Origin of the sequence: Faecalibacterium gallinarum (assembly GCF_022180365.1) — a bacterium.
In the GTDB taxonomy this organism is placed as follows: Bacteria; Bacillota; Clostridia; order Oscillospirales; family Ruminococcaceae; genus Faecalibacterium; species Faecalibacterium gallinarum.
On the sequence record NZ_BQKV01000081.1, the window covers coordinates 45766 to 64667 of the forward strand.

22 protein-coding genes are annotated in these 18902 nt (G+C 57.7%); 12 read left to right on the forward strand and 10 right to left on the reverse strand.

From position 1 onward, the window contains the following. Nucleotides 1-40: 40 nt before the first annotated feature. Nucleotides 41-280: a hypothetical protein gene (locus tag JCM17207_RS10180; RefSeq protein WP_238317543.1), complete on the reverse strand. Its 240-nt coding sequence runs from the start codon at nt 278-280 to the stop codon at nt 41-43. 85 nt (nt 281-365) lie between these two features. Here JCM17207_RS10180 and JCM17207_RS10185 point away from each other — a divergent pair, with 85 nt between their 5' ends. Continuing rightward, a complete protein-coding gene (locus JCM17207_RS10185) occupies nt 366-1277 on the forward strand; it encodes a hypothetical protein (RefSeq protein ID WP_238317544.1) in 912 nt (303 codons plus the stop codon). On the opposite strand, the gene pdxR is transcribed toward JCM17207_RS10185, so the two are convergent. Continuing rightward, nucleotides 1184-2620, reverse strand: coding sequence for a MocR-like pyridoxine biosynthesis transcription factor PdxR (pdxR, locus tag JCM17207_RS10190; RefSeq protein WP_238317545.1), 1437 nt, complete (start codon nt 2618-2620; stop codon nt 1184-1186). The two genes, JCM17207_RS10185 and pdxR, sit on opposite strands and share 94 nt — an antisense overlap. Before the next feature lie 163 nt (nt 2621-2783). Here pdxR and JCM17207_RS10195 point away from each other — a divergent pair, with 163 nt between their 5' ends. Beyond that, the gene (locus tag JCM17207_RS10195; protein WP_238317546.1) at nt 2784-3443 is read left to right on the forward strand and encodes an ECF transporter S component; all 660 of its coding nucleotides are present in this window, start codon (nt 2784-2786) and stop codon (nt 3441-3443) included. 100 nt (nt 3444-3543) lie between these two features. Further along, nucleotides 3544-4998 carry an alanine/glycine:cation symporter family protein gene (locus JCM17207_RS10200; RefSeq protein ID WP_238317547.1) on the forward strand — a complete coding sequence of 485 codons (1455 nt, stop codon included), beginning with the start codon at nt 3544-3546 and terminating at the stop codon, nt 4996-4998. A gap of 55 nt (nt 4999-5053) precedes the next feature. On the opposite strand, the gene JCM17207_RS10205 is transcribed toward JCM17207_RS10200, so the two are convergent. Together JCM17207_RS10205 and JCM17207_RS10210 are read right to left on the reverse strand one after the other, a co-directional pair. Further along, nucleotides 5054-6325 (reverse strand): aminoacetone oxidase family FAD-binding enzyme, encoded by a 1272-nt coding sequence (locus JCM17207_RS10205; RefSeq protein ID WP_238317548.1) that lies wholly within the window; start codon nt 6323-6325, stop codon nt 5054-5056. A gap of 131 nt (nt 6326-6456) precedes the next feature. Then, nucleotides 6457-6648 carry a hypothetical protein gene (locus JCM17207_RS10210; protein ID WP_238317549.1) on the reverse strand — a complete coding sequence of 64 codons (192 nt, stop codon included), beginning with the start codon at nt 6646-6648 and terminating at the stop codon, nt 6457-6459. 495 nt (nt 6649-7143) lie between these two features. On the opposite strand from JCM17207_RS10210, the gene JCM17207_RS10215 reads away from it, so the two are divergent. Both JCM17207_RS10215 and JCM17207_RS10220 read left to right on the forward strand, forming a co-directional pair. Continuing rightward, nucleotides 7144-7725 (forward strand): RICIN domain-containing protein, encoded by a 582-nt coding sequence (locus JCM17207_RS10215; RefSeq protein WP_238317550.1) that lies wholly within the window; start codon nt 7144-7146, stop codon nt 7723-7725. Nucleotides 7726-7818: 93 nt separating this feature from the next. Continuing rightward, entirely contained in the window at nt 7819-8304 is a 486-nt protein-coding gene (locus tag JCM17207_RS10220) for an NUDIX hydrolase (protein WP_238317551.1), read from the forward strand. A gap of 179 nt (nt 8305-8483) precedes the next feature. Here the strand turns inward: JCM17207_RS10220 and lepA are convergent, their stop codons facing one another. The 3 genes from lepA to JCM17207_RS10235 are packed head-to-tail and all read right to left on the reverse strand — an operon-like array spanning nt 8484 to nt 12338. After that, a complete protein-coding gene (gene lepA, locus JCM17207_RS10225) occupies nt 8484-10295 on the reverse strand; it encodes a translation elongation factor 4 (RefSeq protein WP_238317552.1) in 1812 nt (603 codons plus the stop codon). A 55-nt stretch (nt 10296-10350) separates the two neighbouring features. Beyond that, nucleotides 10351-11550 (reverse strand): alanine racemase, encoded by a 1200-nt coding sequence (alr, locus tag JCM17207_RS10230; RefSeq protein ID WP_238317553.1) that lies wholly within the window; start codon nt 11548-11550, stop codon nt 10351-10353. A 20-nt stretch (nt 11551-11570) separates the two neighbouring features. Then, the gene (locus JCM17207_RS10235) at nt 11571-12338 is read right to left on the reverse strand and encodes a tRNA 2-thiocytidine biosynthesis TtcA family protein (RefSeq protein WP_238317554.1); all 768 of its coding nucleotides are present in this window, start codon (nt 12336-12338) and stop codon (nt 11571-11573) included. Between the two features lie 309 nt (nt 12339-12647). On the opposite strand from JCM17207_RS10235, the gene rplM reads away from it, so the two are divergent. Both rplM and rpsI read left to right on the forward strand, forming a co-directional pair. Then, on the forward strand, nt 12648-13076 hold the full coding sequence (gene rplM, locus JCM17207_RS10240; protein WP_238317555.1) for a 50S ribosomal protein L13: 429 nt from the start codon (nt 12648-12650) through the stop codon (nt 13074-13076). Between the two features lie 18 nt (nt 13077-13094). Beyond that, nucleotides 13095-13493: a 30S ribosomal protein S9 gene (rpsI, locus tag JCM17207_RS10245; RefSeq protein WP_238317556.1), complete on the forward strand. Its 399-nt coding sequence runs from the start codon at nt 13095-13097 to the stop codon at nt 13491-13493. A 214-nt stretch (nt 13494-13707) separates the two neighbouring features. Here the strand turns inward: rpsI and JCM17207_RS10250 are convergent, their stop codons facing one another. The 3 genes from JCM17207_RS10250 to JCM17207_RS10260 form a co-directional block, all read right to left on the reverse strand. Then, complete coding sequence (locus JCM17207_RS10250; protein WP_238317557.1) at nt 13708-14046, reverse strand: hypothetical protein; 339 nt, start codon at nt 14044-14046, stop codon at nt 13708-13710. A gap of 12 nt (nt 14047-14058) precedes the next feature. Then, complete coding sequence (locus tag JCM17207_RS10255; protein WP_309295410.1) at nt 14059-15171, reverse strand: tyrosine-type recombinase/integrase; 1113 nt, start codon at nt 15169-15171, stop codon at nt 14059-14061. Nucleotides 15172-15281: 110 nt separating this feature from the next. Continuing rightward, nucleotides 15282-15785 carry a helix-turn-helix domain-containing protein gene (locus tag JCM17207_RS10260; RefSeq protein WP_158099385.1) on the reverse strand — a complete coding sequence of 168 codons (504 nt, stop codon included), beginning with the start codon at nt 15783-15785 and terminating at the stop codon, nt 15282-15284. A 131-nt stretch (nt 15786-15916) separates the two neighbouring features. Between JCM17207_RS10260 and JCM17207_RS10265 the strand changes: the two genes are divergently transcribed. The 5 genes from JCM17207_RS10265 to JCM17207_RS10285 all read left to right on the forward strand — a co-directional run bounded on the left by JCM17207_RS10265 (nt 15917) and on the right by JCM17207_RS10285 (nt 18843). Further along, complete coding sequence (locus tag JCM17207_RS10265) at nt 15917-16195, forward strand: hypothetical protein (protein WP_238317558.1); 279 nt, start codon at nt 15917-15919, stop codon at nt 16193-16195. 8 nt (nt 16196-16203) lie between these two features. After that, complete coding sequence (locus tag JCM17207_RS10270) at nt 16204-16533, forward strand: hypothetical protein (RefSeq protein WP_238317559.1); 330 nt, start codon at nt 16204-16206, stop codon at nt 16531-16533. Nucleotides 16534-16630: 97 nt separating this feature from the next. Continuing rightward, nucleotides 16631-16831: a helix-turn-helix domain-containing protein gene (locus JCM17207_RS10275; RefSeq protein WP_238317560.1), complete on the forward strand. Its 201-nt coding sequence runs from the start codon at nt 16631-16633 to the stop codon at nt 16829-16831. 45 nt (nt 16832-16876) lie between these two features. After that, nucleotides 16877-17056 carry a hypothetical protein gene (locus tag JCM17207_RS10280; protein ID WP_238317561.1) on the forward strand — a complete coding sequence of 60 codons (180 nt, stop codon included), beginning with the start codon at nt 16877-16879 and terminating at the stop codon, nt 17054-17056. A gap of 56 nt (nt 17057-17112) precedes the next feature. Next, nucleotides 17113-18843 (forward strand): AAA family ATPase, encoded by a 1731-nt coding sequence (locus tag JCM17207_RS10285; protein WP_238317562.1) that lies wholly within the window; start codon nt 17113-17115, stop codon nt 18841-18843. Nucleotides 18844-18902 lie beyond the last annotated feature (59 nt).

Below are 18902 nucleotides of genomic sequence, written 5' to 3' on the forward strand. Positions count from 1 at the left end.
AACAAAGGTTTTGCAGCAGCCTCTTTTTGTTTGGGTCGGGTTACCGGTCCATGGGCGGGATGTCGTCCAGGCTGTTCTCGGTCTCGGGCAGGACGGCGGTGTTTTTGGGCTCCGCCCCGGTGAAGCCCAGGCGTTTGCCGTCGGGGGAGGCGTCCCCCTCCCGGCGGGCGGTCTGGTAGGCGTCCAGCCCAATATAGGCGCTGGGAGGCCCCAGCTCCAGCCAGAAATCCTCCTCTTCCTCAGGGGTGAAGGGTTTCGGGTTTTTATTTTGATCGGTCATCTTCTTCCACCTCGCTTTGTGCATACAGTCTGCCCCGGCGGCCCATACTTTATGCGCGAAACTGCGAGACGGGAGGTCTTTTTCTATGTACAGCGGAGGCTGGAAAAGTTTTTGGACAGCTCTCTGGACCACTCTGCTGGTCCTTACCCCCCTGGTGGGGGGCACGGTGCTGCTGGGGGGCTACCAGGCCCAGCAGCGGGTTCGGGCCGCCGAGAGCCAGAGCGGGGTGCCCATCGCCCAGCCCAAAGCCGAGGACCAGATGACTCTTTTGGTCTGCGTGGCGGGGGAGAAACCCGGCTTCGTGCTGGTCTACCTCAACGCTGACCAGAACAGTCTGAACCTGCTGGCCCTGCCGGGCCAGCTGTCGGTGCCCTTCGGGGAGGGGGAGGCCACCCTCCAAACCTGTTATAATAGCGCGGGCCCGGCCCGCTGCCTCCAGGCCCTGACCGAAGTTTTGGAACTGCCCGAGGGCACCCGGTATCTGGCCATCGCCCCCGACACCCTGTCGGAAATCTGTGAGCCCTTCGGCAGCCTGCGGGTGAGTTTTTCGGGGGCCCTCACCGCCCAGGAGCTGGAAACCCTGGGCCAGAGCGGGGCGGTGCAGGACTGGGCCCCGGGGCCGCTCCATGAATTTCTGGCCGGGCTGGAAGAAAACGAAAACATCCCCCCTGAGCGGCAGGCAGCGGCCCGGGCGGCGGTGTGGGATTCCTTCTTCCGTCAAAAATTGGAAAAACTCCCCGCCGCCCTGCCCGATGCCCTGCGGTCGGTGTCGGGGAGCCTCCTCACCGACCTGACGGCGGGGGACTATTATATCCTGGCCGAGACCCTGGAGTTTTTGGCGAACCAATCCGCTCCGGTGGAGAGCAGCGCCCTGCCCGGCCTCTGGGAGGCCGAGAGCGGATATTACACCATCGACGAGCGGTCCCGGGCGGCGGTGCAGGCTTTTTTCAACGTCTCCCCCAGCGCCGGGCAGAGCGAGTCCGCCAGCGCGCCGTAACCCAGAACCAGGGTGCCCGACCGGCCCGCCCCCCGGCCGGTGAGGTCGTAGGCCGAGAGGGCCGACAGCCGGATTCCCTCGGCCCGGGCGGCAGCCACCAGGGCCTCGTCTCCGGCGGGGGGATGCCGAAGCGTGAGGAGCAGGTGGAGCCCGGTGTGGAGGCCCCCCAGCCGAATTTCCTCGGGGCCGAACGCCCCGGTGAGGGCGGCGGCCAGGGCGTCCCGCCGGGCCTTGTAGGCCACTCGCTCCCGGTTTAATAGCCGGGTGAAATATCCCTCGGTGATGAATCGGGCCAGGGTCTGCTGCTCGAACCGGCTGACGGTGCCCGCATAGGAGCCATAGGCCGCCTGCCAGGCGGGGAGCAGATGCTCGGGCAGGACCAGATAAGCCACCCGGATGCCGGGGGCCAGGCTCCGGGAACAGGTGGAGAGATAGATCACCGGCCCGTCCGCCCCCGCCATCCCCTGCATGCTGGGCAGGGGCCGGGTGTCGAACCGGAATTCCGAGTCGTAGTCGTCCTCGATGATATACCGCTGCCCCGGGCGGCGGGCCGCCCAGTGGAGCAGCTCGGCCCGGCGGGGGGCGGGCATGGTTACCCCGGTGGGGAACTGGTGGCTGGGGGTGACGTAGCAGACCGCCGCGTCTGATGTTTCCAGCGCCCGGGCCGACAGGCCGTTCTCGTCCATGGGCAGGCAGCGGCAGGGGGTGCCGTTGTTTTCCAGCACCCGGCGGGCCCGGGGATAGCCGGGGGTCTCCACGGCGGCGGGGCCGGGCAGCAGAGGGGCCAATAGGCCCAGAAGATATTCCAGCCCCGCCCCCACAATGATCTGATGGGCCCCGCACCGCACCCCCCGGTATTCTTCCAGATACCCCGCCAGGGCCTGGCGGAGTTCCATATCCCCCCTGGGGTCGCCGGGGGCCAGCAGCTGGGGGGAGGAGTAGAGCAGCTCTTTCTGGAGCCGGGCCCAGGTGCGGAAGGGGAAGAGCCCCGTATCCACCCCGCCGGTGGACAGATCAAACCGCACCGGCGGGTCAGCGGGCGGTGCAGCCGCCGCCGGGGCGGCGGGGGCGGCTTCGGCCCGGCGGGGGAGGGCCGGGTATTCCTGAACGTAAAAGCCGCTGCGGGGCCGGGATTCCAGATACCCCTCGGCGGCCAGCAGCTGATAAGCGGCGTCCACCGTGTTCACCGAGACCGACAGCGCCCCCGCCAGACTCCGCTTGCCGGGCATCCGGGCCCCGGCGGGCAGGGCCCCGGACCGGATCTCCCCGGCCAGGCTGCGGTAGAGCTGCTCGTATAAGGGCACGCCGGAAGCCGGGTCCAGCGCCGTGGTCAAATGCAACATACAAAACCCCCTCCTTTGGGTCAATCCTCCAAACTGACCCCATGAAAAAACTATGTTCTGGGTATTTTCATGGGGTCAGTTCCGGGTATAATAGGAGCATACCCGCCGGGGGGCCGGATGTCAAGCCCCCGGGGGAAGTTGACTTTTTCGGGAGGGATTGTTTATGTCTACAACAGCCATGTGGCTTTTGCTGGTGGTAGTGGTGGTGGTGATCCTCTTCGCCAGCGTATTGTATAAGCGCAGTTTCACCGTCCACGAGCTTTCCATGATCGGCGTCATGGCGGCCCTGAGCCTGGTGGCCTATCTGTTTTTCCGGGTGCCCTTTTACGGCGGGTCCTCCTTCCATCTGGGCAACACCTTTACGGCCCTGACGGCCCTTTTGCTGGACGGCGTATCGGGGGGCCTGGCGGGGGCCATTGGCCTGGCCCTGGCGGATATCCTGGCCGGGGACCCGGGCTACGCCGTCACCACCTTTGTGCTCAAATTCATCATCGGCATCGTCTGCGGCGCGGTGGCCCATAAGCTGCTCCACCTCCGCCGCCAGGACCCGGCCAACAAGGGGCCGTATCTGGCCCGGGTGACCATCGCGGCGGCCTCGGGCCTTCTGGTGAACGTCATTACCGACCCGCTGCTGGGCTATTTCCGGAACGTGTACATCTTCGGCCAGGAGTACAGCCTGGCCCAGGCCATGGCCAAGGTCGCCGGCGGGGTGACCCTGGTGAACAGCCTAGTCTCCACCCTCTGCGTGGTGCTGCTGTACCTCGCCATCCGCCCCGCGCTGGAGCGGGCAGGCTTTTTGAAGGCCGAACACACCGGCCGCTGAGGCATACGGCCCCGGCGGGGTGCATACATCTGAATCAGGGACGGGCTGTGCGCCGGGCACAGCCCGCTTTTTTATCCCACAAAAGGGAGGGGGATGTACCATGGCCGAAACCATCGCCCGGGCCAACGGCTGGCTGAGCGGGGTGGTCTGGGGGCCGGCGGGGCTGTTGCTGCTGGCGCTGACCGGGGCCTGGCTGACGATGCGGACGGGGTTCTTTCAGTTCGTCCGGCTCCGCCACTGGCTGGGCTGCACCCTGGGGGCCATCTTCACCGACCGGGCCATCACCGCCCACACCGGCCGGGACGAGGGGGCCATCAGCCAGTTCCAGAGCATGTGCACCGCGCTTGCGGCCACCATCGGCACCGGGAACATTGTGGGGGTGGCCACGGCCATCCTCAGCGGGGGGCCTGGAGCGGTGTTCTGGATGTGGGTCATGGCCCTTCTGGGCACCATGACCGCCTACGCCGAGGAACTGTTGGGGATCTACTACCGCCGCCGGGACGCCAAGGGCCAGTGGATCGGCGGGCCCATGTACTACCTGGCCGAGGGCCTGGGGGCCAAACCCGGCTGCCGGGCTCTGGGCCGGGGGCTGGCGGCCCTCTTCGCCCTCTTTTGTGTGCTGGCGTCCTTCGGCATCGGGAACATGAGCCAGGCCAACGCCATCGCCGGGAACCTGGAGGCCGCCTTCGGTTTTTCTCCCGCCCTGACCGGCGGGGTGCTGGCGGCGGGGTCGGCCCTGGTGATCCTGCGGGGGCTGCGCCAGGTGGCCGCCATCACCGAAAAACTGGTCCCCGCCATGGCCCTGGTCTACCTGATGGGGGCGGGGCTGGTGGTGCTCACCCATTTTTGGGCGGTGCCGGAGGCGTTGGCGGCTATCTTCCGGGGAGCGCTGGGGCTGCGGGCCGCCGGGGGCGGTGCGGTAGGCTACGGCGTCTGGGCCGCCCTGCGTTGGGGGGCCATGCGGGGCGCTTTTTCCAACGAGGCGGGGCTGGGCTCCTCGGTGATGGCCGGGGCATCCTCCAACGTCACCGAGCCCGCCCGGCAGGGGATGTGGGGGATCTTCGAGGTCTGCGCCGATACCCTGGCGGTCTGCACCCTGACCGCTCTCACCATCCTGTGCAGCGGGGTGGTGGATCTGGAAACCGGCCTCCCCTTAAATGGAGTGGGGCCCGAGGCCCTCACCGGGGCGGCTTTCAGCACCACCTTCGGCAGTTTGGGGCCGGCCTTCATCGCCCTGTCGGTGCTCCTCTTCGCCTATTCCACCATCCTGGGGTGGAGCCACTACGGGGCCACCGCCTTCGGCTATCTCTTTGGTCCCCGGGCGGTGACGGTCTATAAGCTGGTTTTCTCCGCCCTGATCTTCGTGGGGGCGGTGACCGAGCTGGGTCTGGTCTGGGCGCTAGCGGACACCTTCAACGGCCTGATGATGGTGCCGAACCTCATCGGGGTGCTGGCCCTCTCGGGGACGGTGGCCCGGGTGACCCAAAACTACCTGGACCGCACCCTCCGGGGGGAGCACATCCCACCGCTGCGGTCGGCAACGGACGAGACATAAAATCAAAACACCCCCAGTAGGGAGCCCAAAAGGCTCTTTGCCGGGGGTGTGGTGTTTATTTTTTCTTTTTGGGTTTCGTGGGCCGGGGCGGCCGGGCGGCGTGACGCCCCGCCACCAATCCGCTGCCGAAGGCCCAGTGGAGGTTGAACCCCCCGCAGCTGCCCGCGCAGTCCAGGGTCTCGCCCACGAAGTAGAGCCCCGGGCAGCCCCGGAACCCGAAGCTCTCCGGTTCCAGCTCCTCGAGGGAAAGGCCGCCGCCGGTGGTCTGGGCCTGCTTCCACCCGCAGGGGGTCAAAGGCCCGAACCGCCAGTCCTTGGCGAGTTTGGCGAGTTTTTGCCACTGGGAGGGGTTCTGGCTCGCGGTGGCACCGCCGGGCAGCCCCGCCCGGGCCCAGAGGGCGGCCCCCAGAGGCCGGGCTAAAAGCCCCAGCCAGAAGCTCTCGGCGGTCTGACCGGGAAGCTCCGCCCGGGCGGCCAAAAGGGCGGTTAGCTCGGCTTCCGACAGGGCGGGGAAGAGGTCCAGGGAGACGGCGGGGTTTTTCGGCCCCCGGCCCGGGGCCAGCAGCCCCGACAGCTGCATGATGCAGATGCCCGAGAGGCCGTAGTCGGTGAACTGAACTTCCCCCTGTTCCCGGGCCAGAACCCGCTCCCCATCCATCAGGGCGGCCCCGGCCTTGGCCCGCAGTCCCGCCAGCCCCTTCACCTGGTCTTTGGGGCAGGCCAAAGGGGTCAGGCAGGGGTAGACCGGCGCGAGACGGCCCCCGCATTTCCCCGCGAAGGCGGGGCCGAAACCGTCGGTGCCGAACTGGGGTCCGGCGCTGCCGCCCAGGGCGCAGATCACCCCGTCGGCCCGGAGGGTCTCGGGCTGGCCGGCTTCGTTTTCAAACTGGACGAGATACCCTCCCTGGCCCTGGCGCAGGCTCTCCACCCGGCAGCCAGGCCGGAGGCAGACCCCCAGGGCCTCCACCCACCGCAGCAGCAGGGCGGTTAAATCGGCGGCCTGGTTGGAGTAGGGGTAGACCCGGCCTGTCTCGTCGGGGCGGGTCACGAGACCCAGCCCCGCCCACCAGCCGGACAGGTCCGCCCGGCCAATGGCCGCGAGCAGGGGCGAAAGAGCCCGGGGGGAGGAAGTAAAATACCGGCCCGCCTCCCCGGCGGTGAGGTTATCCAGATTGCAGCGGCCGTTGCCGGTGGCCAGCAGCTTTTTGCCGGGGCGGGGGTTTTTGTCCAGCAGGACCACCCGGGCGCTGCCGCCCGCAGTCTGGGCCGCCCCGATGGCCGCCGCCAGCCCCGCTGCGCCCCCGCCCAATATCAGAATCTGTCTCATCTGTGGCACCGGCCTTTCTCTCAAAAGTTTCTCCCAGTATAGCATATCCGCCCGCCCTTGGCAAAAAGAAAAGCCGCCGCCCCGGGCGGGGCAGCGGCGAAAGCTTTAAAAGGAAAGCCAAGCTCAAAAACTCAGCGGGCAGCCTTGACGTGGCGGAAAGCGCGGTTGGTGTCCATATGGTCCACCAGAGCAGCCACCAGGGCGACCGGCCAAATCAGAGAGTTCAGAAGAACCTTGCCCGGCTTGACATCCACCGTATCCATGCAGCCAATGCCGCAGAAAATCAGACAGGCAATCCCACAGCCAAGAATGTAATAGTACATAAATCGAACCTCCAAAACCAATGCAACCGGTATTTTATCTTGCAGGCCGGGCCGGACGCCCGCGCCTTGTGTGTAGTGATGTGTGGGGGTGCTTCCCTCATCCCCGCGACTCTACTATACATGATCCGTGCGGTAAAGTCAATATGCTGAAATGCTGAAATAAATTAAGGTCTGTTCTGAATGGAAGTATCATCACGAAAGCAAAATTCGACAAATCACTTTGCTTTATTATGTTAAAGCATTTGAGATAATTCGTCTTTCCACGGCGGACGGTGTCCCCGGAAAACCCGCCCAAAAGGCCCTTTTGGGGGCAAAATGTGTACATACTATGAACAGATCTTAAAACCGTCCGCCCAGGCAGGCCAGAGGGATAAAAGGAGAGTCTGGCAAACTGACCAAAGGACGCGGAATTTTTTATCGAAAACTGGTCTTGTTGCCGGGGCGGCGAGTATGATATAGTATAGACAACCAATCCACAGAAAGGAGCAGGCTGTTATGGCAAGGGCTTCGCAGGTCGTTTTACTGGAAAATGAATTTTATACCATCAAGGCGCCCAACGGGAAAGTGCTCGAGGTGAAGAACTTCAACACCGAGAACGGCGCTCTGATCCAGCTGTGGGATTATGCCGGCCACCCGTGGCAGCAGTGGAAGTTTGTGGACGCAGGCGAAGGCCGCTGGCGGATTCAGAACCGGTTCACCGGCAAGATGATCGATCTGGTCTATGGCGGCGTGGTGGAGGGCACCTGGCTGCACCAGTGGAGCCGCACCAGCGGGCTGAGCCAGTGCTGGATGCTGGAGCCCACCCGCAGCGGCCGGACCCGGATCCGGAACGTGCTGGCGGACAAGTACATTGATCTGGTGGGGATGGACACCTCCAACGGCGCCCAGGCCCAGATCTGGCTGGATGTACCCGGGGGCAACCAGGAGTGGGACCTCGTCCGGGTGGACACCAGCACCGCGGCCACCTCGGCCCGCCCGCCCGAGATGCGGGCCCCGGCCCAGACGCCGGCCCAGCGCAAACACAAGAACGACATCATTCGCAAGCTGAACAACGCAGGCCGGGGCCGGAAGGCATGACCCCCGCCCACAACCAGTAAAACAAACGCAAGGCGCCCTGCCGGGGGTGAACCCGGGCGGGGCGCCTGTTTTGCCGAAAGAGAGGGAAATAAAATGGCAGATGTTGGCCGGAACACCACCCTGTGTTATCTGGAGCGGGGCAGCGAGTGGCTGATGCTCCACCGGGTGAAGAAGAAAAACGACGTCAACCACGACAAATGGATCGGCGTGGGGGGCAAATTCGAGCCCGGGGAGAGCCCGGAGGAGTGCCTCATCCGAGAGGTAAAAGAAGAAACGGGCCTGACCCTGACCCGCTGGCGGTACCGGGGGATCATCACCTTTGTTTTGGACGGTACGGCGGAGTATATGCACCTTTTCACCGCCGACGGCTGGGAGGGCCAGATGATCCGGGGCCAGGACTGCGCCGAGGGGGTGCTCGAGTGGGTGGAAAAAGACCGGGTGCCCGAGCTGCCCATCTGGGAGGGGGACAAGCTCTTTTTCCGCCTGTTGGCCGAGGAGCGGCCTTTCTTCTCCCTCAAGCTCTGCTACGAGGGGGACACCCTCGTCTCGGCAGCCCTGGACGGGCAAAAACTCTTTTAACCCGGATGTAAAAACCCCACAAAACCGCAGAATTGCGGTTTTGGATTGAAACGCTTTTTGCGCCGCTTTTTCTCGAAAAAGCGGCAGCCCGTCCCCCAAAAATAAGAGAAAAACCCCGGCGAAGCTGTGCGGCTCCACCGAGGTTTTGTTATATCGCTTTAAAATTCTACGCGCAGTTATCAGTTGTCCCCGCTGTCCAGCTTCAGCACGGCGGTGAAGGCCTCGCTGGGCAGGGTGACGGAGCCCAGCTGACGCATCTTCTTTTTGCCTTCCTTCTGCTTTTCCAGCAGCTTCTTCTTGCGGGTGATATCGCCGCCGTAGCACTTGGCCAGAACGTCCTTCCGCATGGCCTTGACCGTCTCGCGGGCGATGATCTTGCCGCCGATGGCTGCCTGGACCGGGATCTCGAACAGGGTCCGGGGGATGTTGTCCCGCAGCTTCTCGCAGATCCGGCGGCCCTTGGAATAGGCGTTGTCCCGGAATACAATCATGGAGAGGGCGTCCACCGGCTCGCCGTTCAAAAGGAAGTCCAGCTTGACCAGGTCGCTCTGGCGGAACTCCTTGAACTCGTAGTCGTAGCTGGCGTAGCCCCGGCTCCGGCTCTTGATGGCGTCGAAGAAGTCGTAGACGATCTCGCCCAGGGGCAGGGCGTAGTGCAGGTCCACCCGGACGTCGTCCAGATACTTCATGTTGATCAGCTCGCCCCGCTTCTGCTGGCAGAGGTCCATCAGGCTGCCCACATAGTCGTTGGGGGTGTAGAGGTGGACGTCGGCGAAGGGCTCCTCCTGCTTGACGATCTGAGAGGGATCGGGGTAGCTGGAGGGGTTATAGATCATCTCCACCGTGCCGTCGGTCTTGGTGATCCGATACTGCACCGAGGGGGTGGTAGTGATCAGGTCGAGATCGAACTCCCGCTCCAGCCGTTCGGTGATGATCTCCATATGGAGCAGGCCCAGGAAACCGCACCGGAAGCCGAAGCCCAGGGCGGTACTGGTCTCCTGCTCGTAGGTCAGGGAGGCGTCGTTGAGCTGGAGTTTTTCCAGAGCGTCCTTCAGGTCGGGGTACTTGGCGCCGTCGGCGGGGTAGATGCCGCAGAAGACCATGGGTTTTACCTGGCGGTAGCCGGGCAGGGCCTCGGGGGTGGGGTTCGCCGCCAGGGTAACGGTGTCGCCCACCCGGGTATCCTGGACCGTTTTGATACTGGCGGTCAGATAGCCGACCTCGCCCGCCGAGAGCTGGGCGCAGGGGGTCAGGGTGGTGGCGCCCATGTGGCCCACCTCCACCAGGGTGAACTGGGCCCCGGTGGCCATCATCTTAATAGTATCGCCGGGCTTGACGGTGCCCTCGAACACCCGGATGTAGACGATGACGCCCTTGTAGCTGTCGTAGACGCTGTCGAAGATCAGGGCTTTCAGGGGGGCGTCGGGGTCGCCGGTGGGGGCGGGAATGTCGGTGACCACCCGCTCCAGCACCTGGTCGATGTTGATGCCCTGTTTGGCCGAGACCCGGGGGGCGTCCAGGCAGGGCAGGCCGATCACGTCCTCCACCTCTTGGGCCACCTCGTCGGGGTGGGCGCTGGGCAGGTCGATCTTGTTCAGGATGGGCACCAGCTCCAGGTTGTGCTCCAGAGCCATATAGGTGTTGGCTAGGGTCTGGGCCTCCACGCCCTGGGTGGCGTCCACCACCAGAATCGCGCCCTCGCAGGCCGCCAGGCTCCGGCTGACCTCGTAGGCAAAGTCCACGTGGCCCGGCGTGTCGATGAGGTTGAACTCGTACTCCTGGCCGTCCTTGGCGGTGTAGTTCATGGTCACGGCCCGGGCCTTGATGGTGATGCCCCGCTCCCGCTCGATGTCCATGTTGTCCAGAATCTGGTCCGACATGGTCCGCTCGTCCACGCTCTTGGTCAGCTCCAGAATCCGGTCCGACAGGGTGGATTTGCCGTGGTCGATGTGGGCGATGATGCAGAAGTTGCGGATGTTTTTTCTTGCCATGGGTTTCCTCCAACCATAACTGGGAATGGGTAATCGGTAATCGAAAAAGGGGGCGTCAGCCTCTCAGCCAGTTGTCCACCGCGGTGATCTGCCCCTGTTCCAGGTAGACCCGGGGCACCCGGCGGGCCACCCCGCAGAGCACCTCGTAGGAGATGGTGCCGGTCTTTTGGGCGATGGTCTCGGCGCTGTCGCTGGCCGGGCCGCCCCAGAGGATGGCCTCGTCCCCCTCCTGGACGCCGGGGATGCCGGTGACGTCCACCAGCATCTGGTCCATGCAGACCCGGCCCAGCACCCGGCAGGGCTGGCCGTGGATTTCCACCACGCCCACCCCGTCGCTCAAAAGCCGGGGGTAGCCGTCGGCGTAGCCTGCGCAGAGGGTGGCGGCCAGGGTGGGCTTTTCGGCCCGGAAATGCCGCCCATAGCTGGCGGACTGGCCGGGCTGGATCTCCTTCACCATGCTGACCACCGTTTTCAGCTTCATCACCGGGCGGAACTGGTTGAACCGCACCTCGTCGCTGGGGTCGAAGCCATAGAGGATGATGCCCGGCCGGGCCATGCACCGCTCCCGGGGCAGGCCCTGGGGCCAGTCGGGATGGAGCATCAGGCCGGCGGAGTTGCCGCAGTGGATCAGCTCCGGCTCCCGGCCGGCGGCTTTCAGGGCCTCGAAGGCCCGGAGGAAGAGCTGGTGCTGCTCGAGGGTGTAGGCCCGGTCCTCCTCGCTGTCGGCGTCCGCCACGGCGAAGTGCTGGAACAGGCCCTTGACCTCCAGGCCGGGCAGGTCCCAGACCGCCAGCATCTCGGCCACCGCCCCCTCGAAATCGGTCCGCAGGGCAAAACCGATCCGGCCCATGCCGGTGTCTGCTTTCAGGTGGACGGGGATTCGGCCCCCCGCCGCCACCGCTGCCGCCGAGAGGGCCCGGGCATAGGGGGTGGAGAAACAGGTCTGGGTGATTTTATATTGCAGCAGGGCCGCCGCGTACTTGGGGTCGGTGTGGCCCAGGATCAGGATGGGTAGATCCAGCCCCGCCCGCCGCAGCTGGAGGGCTTCGGCCAGGCAGCTGACCGCCAGCCAGGCCGCCCCGGCCCCGGCCAGGGCCCGGGCGCACTGCACCGCGCCGTGGCCATAAGCGTCCGCCTTGACCACGGCGCAGAGGGGCAGCCCCCCGGCCCGGGCTTTGGCGGCGGCGAAATTCTGCCGCAGAGCGTCCAGGTCGATCTCAGCCCAGACGTGCTGTTCAAAGGGATAATCCAACATGGGTTGTCATCACTCGCTTCTCATTTGATCACAAAGGAGCCCCGCCCGGTGTGGAGGGGGCGCCAGCCGTCGATGCCGCTCTCCTGCAAGGCGTGGAGGGTTTTCTGGCGGAAGGCCCGGTCGGTGCGGCATCGTTCCCGGACGAACTCTTTCGTCTCCTCCCGGGCGGTGGCGCCGTCGGCGGGGCAGCGGCTCTTGACGATGGGCAGCCCCTCCTCCCGGATGGCGGCGGTCACCTCGGCCTCGGTGGCCAGCAGCATGGGCCGGATCAGGGTCAGATCCCGCCGGGAGAGATAGGTCACCGGGGAGAAACAGCCGATCCGCCCCTCCCGCCAGAGATTCATATAAAAGGTCTCGATGGCGTCGTCCAGATGGTGGCCCAGGGCGACCTTGTTGCACCCCAGCTCCTGGGCGGCGGTGTGGAGGGCCCCCCGGCGGAGCTTGGCACAGAGGGCACAGGGGTTTTTCTCCTGCCGGTAGTCAAACACCACCGGGCCAATGTCGGTGCGGCGGATTTCGTAGGGGATCCCCGCCCGGCCGAAGAGCTCTTCCAGGGCCGAATAGTCGGCGGCCTCGCCGCCGAACTGGGGATCTAAGGTCACGGCCCGAATCTCGTATTCAAAGCCGATGTACTCCCGGAGCAGATGCAGCCCCATGGTCAGGGCCACGCTGTCCTTGCCCCCCGATACGCCCACCAAAACCCGGTCCCCCGGGCGGAGCATCTCATAATCCTGCACGGCCTTGCGCATCAGGCCGCAAAGCCGCTGCATCGCCCGCAAATCGCTCATACTGGAACCTCTCTTTTCCGGCGGCTGAGTAAAAATGGCCGCGTACTACCCATTATACCACAAACGCGGCAAAATTTATAGCGCTGCAAGGGCCAAAGGGGCAAAATTTCCGCCCATCCAAAATGAAAAATCGGTTTTTAGAATTTAGGAGTATTCAAGAGCATTTGAGAGATTTCGAGAGAATGAAAAAATTGAACCAGAAAAAATCAAAAATCATGTTGACAGGCTGCTTTTTGTGATGTATACTGACACTCGCGCCACCAACCGGGCGCCTGAACTGTTATGAATGCTTATCAGGAGGAAATAGATATGAGCACTACTCTCGTCAAGCCCGCTGAAGTCGAGCGCAAGTGGTATCTGCTCGACGCGGCCGGCAAGTCCCTGGGCCACGTCGCTGCCGAGGCTGCCGTCCTGCTGCGCGGCAAGCAGAAGGTCGATTACACCCCCAACGTTGACTGCGGCGATTTCGTCGTCGTCATCAACTGCGACCAGGCTGTCCTGACCGGCAAGAAGGCCGAGCAGAAGTTCCACATCACCCACAGCCTGTACATCGGCGGCCTGAAGAAGGTCCAGTACAAGAAGCTGATGGCTGAGAACAGCAACCTGGCTATGACCTACGCCATCAAGGGCATGATCCCTTCCAACACCATCGGCGCCAAGGCTCTGACCCGTCTGCACTGCTACAAGGGTGCTGAGCACGCCCACGCTGCACAGAAGCCCGAGAAGATCGAGTTCTAAGAAGGAGGCAATTGAATTATGTACGAAACCAAACCTTATTTCTACGGCACTGGTCGTCGTAAGAATTCCGTTGCCCGCGTGCGCGTCTACGCCGGCACCGGCAAGATCGTCATCAACGACCGCGAGATGGACAACTACTTCGGCCTCGAGACCCTGAAGCTGATCGTCCGCGCTCCGCTGGTCCTGCTGGGCGTTGAGGGCAAGTACGATGTGTTTGTCCGCGTCAACGGCGGCGGCGTTTCCGGCCAGGCCGGCGCCATCCGTCACGGCCTGAGCCGCGCTCTGCTGCAGCAGAACGAGGAGAACCGCGCTGTCCTGAAGAAGGCCGGTTTCCTGACCCGCGATCCTCGTATGAAGGAGCGCAAGAAGTACGGTCTCAAGGCAGCCCGTCGCGCTCCGCAGTTCAGCAAGCGATAATTCAAAGCGCAAAACAGAAAATTTGCAAACCCCGGAAACCTTGTGTTTTCGGGGTTTTTTCAATATAGTTCAACATATAAAGCTATATAAGACCGCCTAAAATTGTGTGCGGTATGACACATACATGACACACGCATGACACAATGGAAAATGTATCTTCCGTAAGATTTTTGCAATCTTCCGTAAGATACGGGAGCAAAAGAAAAGAGGGCTGTTACACCCCCTTTTCCTTGCAGTATTCGATTATCCCGGATCGCACTTCCTTCTTTGTCCGGCAATGGATAATATGACCGTCTTTGAAAATAACGTCATATCCATCGTGCATATTACCTTGGATTCCTGAAAGGAATTCCCGGTTCTTGTCCGCAATCTGCATTGTATCAAACATTCCTTCTTGATCTTTCCTGATTAAATCCTGAATGTATGCGTTGATAGATAAGCCCTTATCAGCAGCAAGATTTTTGATAACCATTTTCATTCCTTTTGGAACGGCTAATTCAATTCTATCATAGTGTTCTGCCTTATGGCGGTTCTTATACTCTGTTTTCCTCATATAAACACCGCCTTAGATTTTGTTGATTGCTTCCAACAGTTCCTGAATCTCAAAGTGGGTATATACAACCTCTGTTACTGTCTGCCCCTTATGCCCGACAATCTTTTTAATGATCTTATCCTGAACCCCGGCAACCGTCAAAAGGCTAATGCAAGTGTGCCGGGTATCGTGCGGGCGGTGATCCATTCCCATTTGTTCAATTAACGGTGTCCAATAGGAATCGTAATAATTCCGGTAAGCAAAATGCTTCCCTTCCGGGGTGGAAAGCAGATATTCGCAATCATTCTTGTTCATCCAGTATTCAAAGAGGGGTAAAACCTTATCGGCAATAGGTACTTTGCGAATACCCGCCTTTGTCTTGGATGCAGTTATATCAAACCATTTTTCATTGAGATTCACTTGCACCTTTTTCAAGTCCAGCAATTCCCCAATCCTTACGCCTGAATAGATCAGCATAAGGACAACCGACACATATTCATTGGAATTGTTCCATTTCCAAACCGTTTGAATTTCTTCCTTGCTGAATGGCTGGCGGTTTAGGGCGTTGGGATTCTTATCCTGATATTGGTTTATGTCAATATACTTTGCATAATCCTTCCCGCACAGGTCATTTTCCATTGCGAATTTATATAGTTGGCTGAACAGGGCTTTTAGCTTTCGCAATGTGGGGTAGTTCTTTCCACAGGTATCAATGATCCCTTGAAGGTGGGATTTCTTAATATCCACAAAACGCATTTTATAGAGCATAGCGCAAAGGCGGTAAGCTGCATTATATCCCTTGACATTGGAATCTGAAATTTTGGGATAATGTTCAGTAGTCCATTTTTCAAATACTTCTTCAAAGGTGATGGAAGAACTATCCATATCATAGGGATTTTGGTGAAAATTTCCCAAAGCAATAAGCCCTTCTTCTTTGGTTTCGTAATAACCTATGGTTTTGAATTTCTGTTTATTGATTCCGGTTTCCGTGTCCAGTTCCCAACCGACAGTTACCCTAACACGGTAAGGCTTCCGCCTGTTTCCGGGCAGCTTAGACACATTACCGAACCCATTCGGTAAGCGCATTATACCATTCCTTTCTTCATTGATTTCTGAATCATGGAATGGTATAATTTGAATGACCACTTCATGATTCTTTGCAGGTTTCTTGAATTGGTTGCTTTCGGAATCCCTGACTGTTGCAGCAGCCGGGGATTTCTTTTTATTTGCCGTTTTCCGTTGCAGCGGGAAGCGGCTTATTTTTGTTGTTCAACAACTCTCTTGAAAAATTTACCTTCTATCACGGCAATAGCAAAGGCTTTTGCGCTTGATTGAAGATCATCAAATTCCTTTTCCGTGAAAGTTGCTTCATGCCCATCCTTGGATAGAACAATTTCCCATTCATCGGGGACTTGTACCCTTTGGAAAGGATCATCTTCATCTTCCCAATGCCATTTGAGTATATTTTCTTTCACAATGTATCCGGCTTGTTCAAGAAATTCATTGAAATTCAAGTATTTATGAATTGTCTTGATTTGATCGGCGTTTTGCCTGTCATAATATTCCCATCCCATAAGGCTATCCGGCGAAACATCAAGTGCTTCAGCAAGTTTTCCGATCATTTCAATGTTAGGCTCTCTTTTGCCTTTTTCCCAATAATTTAGGCGGGTAGGGGTTATTCCTAACTTTTCGGCTAATTGTTTTTGGGTAAGATTCTTTTTTTCACGGGCGTTGATAAGCCTTTCGGCAAATGATCCCAATAAATTCACCCCCTTTCACAAATCTATAATACACCCAAAACGCTAATTTAGCAATAGTAAAATTCACAAAACGCTAATTTTGCTATTGACAACTTAGCAAAACGGTGATATTATGCTATTAGATAAGCATAATGCTAATCACAAGAAAGGCGGTGTTTCAAGTGACTATTATAAAAGTTCGGCGGGGTATCAATGGATTTCGCTATTCCGCTTGTGATGAAAACGGCTATTTCATCGGAAATTTTATGAAGCTGGCAGATGTGCGGCAACACTGGAAGCTTGAAATCAAATGGGGGCAAGTGGTTCTGATCCGGGAACTGGACAATCAGCCGGATATGGCAAAGATTGAAGCCACCAAAAAGGCAATAGAACATATTTTGAAATCTTATGCAGGAAGGAAGAAAAAATGATGTGTAAAGTGATTAGATTTGAAGCGGCTGTTCGACAGAGCAAAACAATCAGGGTTATCTGTTCTGAAGATTTCCCAAAGGCAAAAGCGGTATCTACTCTTGGAATTTATAGCAATCAAGGAAATCCTGCCGCTTGTGTAAGAGCAGGCGGAAATGATTACATTTTTCCGCTGGAAAATGGATTTCAAATATTTGAGTTCAACGAGTTCTTGAAAAGCCTGAACTTGGGATTAAAAATTCAATTTATCAATTATAAGCAGTATGCAGAATTGGTTGCTGTATGCAATCAGATGATCCAAAAAAGAAATTCAGGCAATCCGGTAATTCTTCTTAGATAAAACTTTTCCCGTCAGTGCTGCAACACCAACGGGGACGAATGACCGAAAATCAGGATGAAGTGATAAGCGGATCATAAAGAGAAAGAAGGTGAACAGATTGAAGGTTAATCTTCAAAAATTGCAGATTGCAATGGCGAATCAGGCGTTTTCTTCAAAGGAACTTTCTGAAAAATGCGGCGTGTCACAGGTGACGATTACCCGTATTACAAAAGGGGTTCAGGCTGCAAGACCGCAGACAATCGGAAAGATTGCAAAGGCGTTGAATGTGCCTGTAACTGAAATCATTGAAACTGAATAGGGATTCCGAAAGCAAACCAAATTTTGAAGAAAGGACGGATAGATCATGAAGTATCGTATTGAATACGCTGGCAAGCGGTGCTGCAACATTGCTTGTAACAGAAATGACCTGATCGAAAAACTGAAACTTCTGGAAGATGAAGTTGTGGTTGACATTCGCAAGGTTTATAAAAGCGGCGTTTCCGATTCCGTGATGGAAATATATGAGCGGTATTTGCGGAAGTAAACCATATCAGGATGAAGTGTTAAAGATAAAATTTTTCAGGAAAGGGGGCGTTGTAGGTGCTGAGCCAATGGAAGGGCAACGATAAATTGTTCAAAACCTATGTTGAAGGCAATTCCAAAGGGGACGGCAAAAGCCCCGCTTCCGGGCAAAGAATCAAAGGGGAAGATAAAATACTATCTTTTGAAGAAGCGTCCAAACACCCTTGTTTCGGGACGGTTTTGAAGGATGGCATGATAGATATTAGCTTTGATGATGCTGAAATGAGTGAAAAATTCCTTGAAATGGCAAAGGCGAACGCTTGGCGATGTTTGGTGCTAAAAAATCCAACAAATGGGCATTTACATACATTTTGGAAAAATGAGCAAGGAGAAATCACTAAATTATCCGCAGAGGATCAGAAACTTGCCGTTGGTTTTATAGCTGATATTCATGGCGGTTCTACTTATATCCCCTTACGGGTACATGGTGTTGACCGATTCCCGCCGATATATGACATCTTAGCCGATGAAGAATATCAGGAAGTGCCGAAAGAACTTCTTCCGGTAAATACAACGGCGGAACTATGGCAGCAGGATAAAGGCGGACGTAACAACGGGCTTTCAGCAATGGCAATCTTCTTATCACACGATAGGCGCTTCACCAAAGAACAGATAAGGCGGGTTCTAACGAATACTAACGCCTTTATCTTTAAAAATAGACTTCCTGATAAGGAATTGAATATCATTCTACGGGATGAAACCTTCAAAGGAATAGTTGAAACACCGAAGTTGAATACATTGAACGCTGCTGAATTATTTCAAATGGATATTGAACCAGTTGAATTTATCATTGAAGGGCTTGTACCCGTAGGGCTTGTGATCTTGGCAAGTCCGCCGAAGTATGGTAAATCGTGGTTCTGCCTTGATATGGGGTTATCCGTGGCAATGGGATGTGATTTTCTTGGCTTCAAAACCCATAAAAGCAAAGTCCTGTATTTGGCGTTGGAAGATAGGAATGATCGATTGAAACAGCGGATTTCACAAATTCTTGGAACAGAACCTTTTCCAGCATGGTTAAACCTTGGGATTGATAGTGCAACGCTTGATAAAGGCTTCCTTGAGTCAGTGACGGAATTTCTGAAAGAGCAACCAGAAACAAAGCTGATTATCATTGATACTTTCATAAAGATTCGCGGGGAAGCAAGACGGAATGAATCAGCTTATGCGATAGATTCCCGTGAAGCTGGAGAGATAAAAAAATTCGCAGATCAGCATAAAATAGCGGTTGTCCTTGTAACGCACACCCGGAAGGGCATTGATCCAGATGATCCCTTTGTGAATATAACTGGAACTTACGGCGTTGCGGGTGCTGCTGATGATATGATCGTTTTAACAAAGCAGAAACGGGGTGATGATGTTACAAAAATGAGCGTAACCGGGCGTGATGTGTCCTATGAAGAATTTCCGCTTATCTTCAATAAAGAACGTGGGAAATGGATGCGTCAGTCGGATTCTTTCGATGATTTCATGGCAAGAACACAATTAGAGATTAAGCGGGCTGAATATTTGACGGGGAACACCCGGAAAACGATTATGAAGTTGTTGGAAGAAAACGGCGGTACATGGACGGGCTTTTGTAAGGCAATCATTGATAAAAGCAAGGAGTATGGAACGCCTATCAGCTTGACTTCTCAAAAGTTGGGTAAAGAACTGGCGGAAATCAACGGTTTTCTGTTTGAGGATAGTATTCTTCATACTGAAATCAGCAAAGGTACAGCAGCAAGCAAACATAAATTTGAAAAAGTGTGATATACACTAACCACTATTTCTTTTGTTCCTTTTGTTTCAGTGTAGGGAATGAAAGGAAC

Coding starts and splice junctions, on each gene's coding strand:
- JCM17207_RS10210 (WP_238317549.1), bottom strand. CDS start 6,648: ATGTACTATTACATTCTTGGCTGTGGGATTGCCTGTCTGATTTTCTGC.
- rplM (WP_238317555.1), top strand. CDS start 12,648: ATGAGCACTACTCTCGTCAAGCCCGCTGAAGTCGAGCGCAAGTGGTAT.
- JCM17207_RS10280 (WP_238317561.1), top strand. CDS start 16,877: ATGAAGTATCGTATTGAATACGCTGGCAAGCGGTGCTGCAACATTGCT.
- JCM17207_RS10205 (WP_238317548.1), bottom strand. CDS start 6,325: ATGAGACAGATTCTGATATTGGGCGGGGGCGCAGCGGGGCTGGCGGCG.
- JCM17207_RS10220 (WP_238317551.1), top strand. CDS start 7,819: ATGGCAGATGTTGGCCGGAACACCACCCTGTGTTATCTGGAGCGGGGC.
- JCM17207_RS10215 (WP_238317550.1), top strand. CDS start 7,144: ATGGCAAGGGCTTCGCAGGTCGTTTTACTGGAAAATGAATTTTATACC.
- JCM17207_RS10265 (WP_238317558.1), top strand. CDS start 15,917: ATGCTAATCACAAGAAAGGCGGTGTTTCAAGTGACTATTATAAAAGTT.
- lepA (WP_238317552.1), bottom strand. CDS start 10,295: ATGGCAAGAAAAAACATCCGCAACTTCTGCATCATCGCCCACATCGAC.
- JCM17207_RS10180 (WP_238317543.1), bottom strand. CDS start 280: ATGACCGATCAAAATAAAAACCCGAAACCCTTCACCCCTGAGGAAGAG.
- rpsI (WP_238317556.1), top strand. CDS start 13,095: ATGTACGAAACCAAACCTTATTTCTACGGCACTGGTCGTCGTAAGAAT.
- JCM17207_RS10250 (WP_238317557.1), bottom strand. CDS start 14,046: ATGAGGAAAACAGAGTATAAGAACCGCCATAAGGCAGAACACTATGAT.
- JCM17207_RS10200 (WP_238317547.1), top strand. CDS start 3,544: ATGGCCGAAACCATCGCCCGGGCCAACGGCTGGCTGAGCGGGGTGGTC.
- JCM17207_RS10235 (WP_238317554.1), bottom strand. CDS start 12,338: ATGAGCGATTTGCGGGCGATGCAGCGGCTTTGCGGCCTGATGCGCAAG.
- JCM17207_RS10185 (WP_238317544.1), top strand. CDS start 366: ATGTACAGCGGAGGCTGGAAAAGTTTTTGGACAGCTCTCTGGACCACT.
- pdxR (WP_238317545.1), bottom strand. CDS start 2,620: ATGTTGCATTTGACCACGGCGCTGGACCCGGCTTCCGGCGTGCCCTTA.
- JCM17207_RS10195 (WP_238317546.1), top strand. CDS start 2,784: ATGTCTACAACAGCCATGTGGCTTTTGCTGGTGGTAGTGGTGGTGGTG.
- alr (WP_238317553.1), bottom strand. CDS start 11,550: ATGTTGGATTATCCCTTTGAACAGCACGTCTGGGCTGAGATCGACCTG.